The organism is Streptomyces sp. E2N166, assembly GCF_003671715.1.
GTDB classification, from domain to species: domain Bacteria; phylum Actinomycetota; class Actinomycetes; order Streptomycetales; family Streptomycetaceae; genus Streptomyces; species Streptomyces thinghirensis.
Window position 1 is genome coordinate 212,146 of record NZ_RAIF01000025.1, and the last position, 5,324, is coordinate 217,469.

Annotated in this window: 6 protein-coding genes; all 6 read left to right on the forward strand. The window is 72.4% G+C overall.

All coding sequences use genetic code 11. The annotated features are described in order from the left end of the window. Nucleotides 1–23 precede the first annotated feature (23 nt). Nucleotides 24–821 (forward strand): aldose 1-epimerase, encoded by a 798-nt coding sequence (locus EBH09_RS19020; protein ID WP_121748180.1) that lies wholly within the window; start codon nucleotides 24–26, stop codon nucleotides 819–821. Nucleotides 822–831: 10 nt separating this feature from the next. After that, nucleotides 832–1,380 (forward strand): orotate phosphoribosyltransferase, encoded by a 549-nt coding sequence (pyrE, locus tag EBH09_RS19025; protein WP_121748181.1) that lies wholly within the window; start codon nucleotides 832–834, stop codon nucleotides 1,378–1,380. 144 nt (nucleotides 1,381–1,524) lie between these two features. Beyond that, entirely contained in the window at nucleotides 1,525–2,556 is a 1,032-nt protein-coding gene (fbaA, locus tag EBH09_RS19030; RefSeq protein WP_121748182.1) for a class II fructose-bisphosphate aldolase, read from the forward strand. A 127-nt stretch (nucleotides 2,557–2,683) separates the two neighbouring features. Next, complete coding sequence (locus tag EBH09_RS19035; RefSeq protein ID WP_121748183.1) at nucleotides 2,684–3,097, forward strand: DUF3151 domain-containing protein; 414 nt, start codon at nucleotides 2,684–2,686, stop codon at nucleotides 3,095–3,097. A 151-nt stretch (nucleotides 3,098–3,248) separates the two neighbouring features. Continuing rightward, the gene (locus EBH09_RS19040; RefSeq protein WP_121748184.1) at nucleotides 3,249–4,064 is read left to right on the forward strand and encodes a tryptophan 2,3-dioxygenase; all 816 of its coding nucleotides are present in this window, start codon (nucleotides 3,249–3,251) and stop codon (nucleotides 4,062–4,064) included. Beyond that, nucleotides 4,057–5,250 (forward strand): kynureninase, encoded by a 1,194-nt coding sequence (kynU, locus tag EBH09_RS19045; RefSeq protein WP_121748185.1) that lies wholly within the window; start codon nucleotides 4,057–4,059, stop codon nucleotides 5,248–5,250. The genes EBH09_RS19040 and kynU overlap by 8 nt, the downstream gene beginning before the upstream one ends. Nucleotides 5,251–5,324 lie beyond the last annotated feature (74 nt).

The following is a 5,324-nucleotide window of genomic DNA, read 5'->3' on the forward strand; positions in this document are numbered from 1 at the left end:
GATCGCCCCAGTAGGGTCGTGGCGTGAGTAACGAACCCATCACGCTGACCGCGGGTGACGCGGAGGCGACCGTGCTGCCGGGCAACGGCGGCCGGATCGGCGGGCTGCGCGTCGGCGGCACGGAGCTGCTCCGCCAGGGCGAGCGCTACGGCTGCTTCCCGATGGTCCCCTGGTGCGGCCGGATTCGCGAGGGCCGCTTCCGGGACGGCGCCGTCGTCCACCAGATGCCGCTCAACTCCCCGCCGCACGCCATCCACGGCACCGCCCGCGACGCCGCCTGGCGCACCGCCCGCGTCACCGCCGACGAGGCCGTCCTCACGTACGACCTCACCGAGCCCTGGCCCTACTCCGGCCGCGTCACCCAGGTGATCGCCCTAGCCGAGGACGCGCTGACGCTGACGATGTCCGTGGAGACGTACGAGTCGTCCTTCCCGGCGCAGATCGGCTGGCACCCCTGGTTCAACCGGACCCTCGACGGCGCCGACGGGGCCGGCGTCGAGATCGCCTTCGACCCCGCCTGGCAGGAGGAGCGCGGCGACGACCACCTGCCCACCGGCAACCGCGTCGACCCGAAGCCGGGCCCCTGGGACGACTGCTTCGGCATGTCGGACGGCGTCGACGTCACCCTCACCTGGCCGGAGCGCCTGGAACTGAGGGTGACCAGCCCGGAGCGGTGGGCCGTGGTCTACGACGAGCAGGAGGCCGCCGTCTGCGTGGAGCCGCAGACCGGGCCGCCCGACGGCCTGAACACCCTCCCGCGCCTGGTCACGCCCCTGGAGCCGCTGGAGGCCACCACGACCTGGAGCTGGACCCGGCTCTAAGCTGGTGGGCATGACGGACGTACGCGCGGCGCTGCTGCAGCAGATCAAGGACAAGGCCGTGGTGCACGGCAAGGTGACCCTCTCCTCGGGTCTCGAGGCCGACTACTACGTCGACCTGCGCCGCATCACGCTCGACGGCGAGGCGGCGCCGCTGGTCGGGCAGGTGCTGCTGGACCTGGCCGCGGACCTGGACTTCGACGCGGTGGGCGGGCTGACCATGGGCGCCGACCCGGTCGCCGCGGCCATGCTGCACGCCGCCGCCGCGCGGGGCCGGAAGCTGGACGCCTTCGTCGTCCGCAAGGCCGCCAAGGCGCACGGGCTGCAGCGTCGCGTCGAGGGCCCGGACATCAAGGGCCGCCGCGTCCTGGTCGTCGAGGACACCTCCACCACCGGCGGCTCCCCGCTCACCGCCGTCGAGGCCGTGCGCGAGGCCGGTGCCGAGGTCGTCGCCGTCGCGACGATCGTCGACCGGGCGACGGGCGCCGCCGAGAAGATCCAGGACGGCGCCGGGGTGCCGTACCTGTACGCGTACGACAAGGACGAGCTGGGCCTGGACTGAGCCGGGACGGACGTCCGGCGGACGTCCACTCGGAGTATCCCGCTTCGTCTGGAAAGATGGGGCCGACGATGACGTCGCCCCCCCAGGTCTAGGTCAGGGCCGTAAGCACGTTTCACGCCCCCCGCACATACAAGGAGCGGACAGATGCCCATCGCAACTCCCGAGGTCTACAACGAGATGCTGGACCGGGCGAAGGCAGGAAAGTTCGCCTACCCGGCCATCAACGTGACCTCTTCCCAGACGCTGCACGCGGCCCTGCGCGGTTTCGCCGAGGCGGAGAGCGACGGCATCATCCAGATGTCCACCGGCGGCGCCGAGTTCCTGGGCGGCCAGCACAAGAAGGACATGGTGACCGGCGCCGTCGCCCTCGCCGAGTTCGCGCACATCGTGGCCGAGAAGTACGACGTCACCGTCGCCCTGCACACGGACCACTGCCCGAAGGACAAGCTCGACGCGTACGTGCGTCCGCTGCTGGCGGTCTCCGAGGAGCGCGTCAAGGCCGGCCGCAATCCGCTGTTCCAGTCCCACATGTGGGACGGCTCCGCGGAGACGCTCGGCGACAACCTCTCCATCGCCACGGAGCTGCTGGAGCGCGCCCGCGCCGCCAAGATCATTCTTGAGGTCGAGATCACCCCGACCGGCGGCGAGGAGGACGGCGTCTCCCACGAGATCAACGACTCCCTCTACACCACGGTCGACGACGCGGTCCGCACCGTGGAGGCGCTGGGCCTGGGCGAGAAGGGCCGCTACCTGCTCGCCGCGTCCTTCGGCAACGTGCACGGCGTGTACAAGCCGGGCAACGTCGTGCTCCGCCCCGAGCTGCTCAAGGAGCTGAACGAGGGCGTCGCCGCCAAGTACGGTCAGCCGGCCGGCAGCAAGCCGTTCAACTTCGTCTTCCACGGCGGCTCCGGCTCCTCCGCCGAGGAGATCGCCACCGCGCTGGAGAACGGCGTGGTCAAGATGAACATCGACACGGACACCCAGTACGCCTTCACGCGTCCGGTCGCCGACCACATGTTCAGCAACTACGACGGCGTCCTGAAGGTCGACGGCGAGGTCGGCAACAAGAAGACCTACGACCCGCGCACCTGGGGCAAGCTGGCCGAGGCCGGCATGGCCGCGCGCGTGGTCGAGGCCTGCGGTCACCTGCGCTCGGCGGGCCAGAAGATCAAGTAACGGCCACGGCACGCGGCGTCCGCGCCGTCCGCGCCGTGTCGTCCGCGACGGGCCCGGCACCGCCAGGATTCTCCGGCGGTGCCGGGCCCGCGTACGTATGCCGGCGGCATGGCGCAGACTTGTGCCCATGGCCATTCACGAGAACCTCCTCGGGGGACCGCCCCCGACCCACCTCCCCGACGACCCCGGGCCGCGCGAGCTGCTGGCGGGCGGGACCTCGCCCGCCGATGTCGCCGCGAAGTACCCGACGTCCTCACTGGCCTGGGCACAGCTGGCCGACGAGGCGTTCGAGCGGGGCAGCGTCGTGGAGTCGTACGCGTACGCCCGTACCGGCTACCACCGCGGCCTGGACGCCCTGCGCCGCAGCGGCTGGAAGGGGCACGGCCCGGTGCCCTGGGAGCACGAGCCGAACCGCGGCTTCCTGCGCGCCCTGCACGCCCTCGCCCGCGCCGCCCAGGCGATCGGCGAGAAGGAGGAGTACGAGCGCTGCAGCCAGTTCCTGAAGGACTCCTCGCCGGCGGCGGCCGAGGTACTGGGCTGAACCGGGGACCGGACGTGTCCTGGCCCGCCTGCCGTGCGCAGGCGGGCCTTGCGGTTTGCTGCGACCATTGCGGAGGATGACGTTGGGGACCGGGGCCCCGTGTCGGTAACGGCAGGGCGGACCGCTACCCGTAGTGCAGCAGGAGACAGCGATGTCCCACGAAGCCCCGAATCTCGACTTCGAGGGCAGCACGCCGTACGAGGACTATGTCAAGGCGGACGTGCTCACCCACCTCCAGCACACCCTCTCCGACGATCCCGGAGAGATGGTCTTCCTGGTCACGACCCAGGTCATGGAGCTGTGGTTCACCGTCATCGTCCACGAGTGGGAGACCGCGGCCCGCGCCCTGCGCGAGGACCGGACCCAGGTGGCGACCGACGCGCTCAAGCGCTCGGTGCGGGAGCTGGAGGCGCTGAACGCCTCCTGGACGCCGCTCGCGGGCCTCACGCCCGCCCAGTTCAACTCCTACCGGAGCGCCCTCGGCGAGGGCTCCGGTTTCCAGTCGGCGATGTACCGCCGCCTGGAGTTCCTGCTCGGCGACAAGTCCGCGTCCATGCTCGTCCCGCACCGCGGCGCCCCGCGCGTCCACGCGGAGCTGGAGAAGGCGCTGCACGAGCCGAGCCTGTACGACGAGGTGGTCCGGCTGCTCGCCCGGCGCGGGTACGACATCCCGGACGCCGTCCTCCAGCGCGACGTCACCCGGAAGTACGAGGCGGCGCCCGAGGTGGAGGCCGCCTGGACGGCCGTCTACTCCGGTGACCAGAACGGCGAACTGGCCCGCCTCGGCGAGGCGCTCACCGACGTCGCCGAACTGGTGTGGCGCTGGCGCAACGACCACCTGGTCGCCACCCGCCGAGCGATGGGCTCCAAGACCGGCACGGGCGGCTCCGCCGGGGTGGCCTGGCTGGAGAAGCGGGCCCGGAACAACGTGTTCCCCGAGCTGTGGACGGCGCGGTCGTATGTCTGAGCTTCTCGAAGCGGCGGCCGAGGCCGGGAGACTGGACGCCGCCGACGGGCTGGCGGCGCTGCGCGAGCGGTTCGTCCTGGACGACGTCGTCTACCTGGACGGCAACTCGCTCGGCGCCCTCCCGGCCGGTGTCCCCGCGCGCGTGGAGGACGTCGTACGCCGTCAGTGGGGCGAGCTGCGCATCCGGTCCTGGGAGGAGAGCGGCTGGTGGACCGCGCCCGAGCGGATCGGCGACCGGATCGCCCCGCTGGTCGGGGCGGCGTCCGGGCAGATCGTGGTGGGCGACTCCACGAGCGTCAACGTCTTCAAGGCGCTCGTCGCGGCGGTGCGGATGGCGGACGTGGGCCGGGACGAGATCCTCGTCGACGCCACCACCTTTCCCACGGACGGGTACATCGCCGAGTCGGCGGCCCGGATGACGGGCCGCTCGCTGCGACCGGTGACCCCGGCCGAGGTGCCGTCGGCGCTCGGCGACCGTACCGCCGCGGTCCTGCTCAACCACGTCGACTACCGCACGGGCCGGCTGCACGACCTGCCCGCGCTCACGGCGGCGGTGCACGCGGCGGGGGCGTACGTCGTCTGGGACCTGTGCCACAGCGCGGGCGCGCTGCCGGTCGGGCTCGACGAGCACGGCGTCGACCTGGCGGTCGGCTGCACCTACAAGTACCTCAACGGCGGACCCGGTTCGCCCGCGTACCTGTACGTGCGCCGCGACCTCCAGGACCGTTTCGACTCCCCGCTGCCGGGCTGGAACTCGCACGCCGAGCCCTTCGGCATGCGGCCCGCGTACGCCCCGGCGTCCGGCGCGGTGCGCGGCCGGGTCGGCACGCCGGACATCCTCTCCCTGCTCGCCCTGGAGGCGGCGCTGGAGGTGTGGGACGGGGTGTCGGTGGAAGCGGTGCGGGCCAAGTCCCTGGCGCTGACGGACTTCTTCCTGCGCTGTGTCGGGGAGTACGTCCCGGACGGCCTGGTGGAGTCGGTGACCCCGGCGGCGCACGCCGAGCGGGGCAGCCAGGTCGCACTGCGCTGTGACGACGCGGGGGACGTGATGAAGCGCCTGGTCGAGCGCGGGGTGGTGGGGGACTTCCGCGCCCCGGACGTCCTGCGCTTCGGCTTCACCCCGCTGTACGTCGGCTTCGCGGACGTGGAGCGGGCGGCGCGGGTGCTGGCGGAGACGCTGGGGTGACGGGCGGGTGAGGGCCGGGTGGGTGCGGGCCGGGCGGGTCCGGGCCGGGTGGGTGCGGGCCTGGTGGGTGCGGG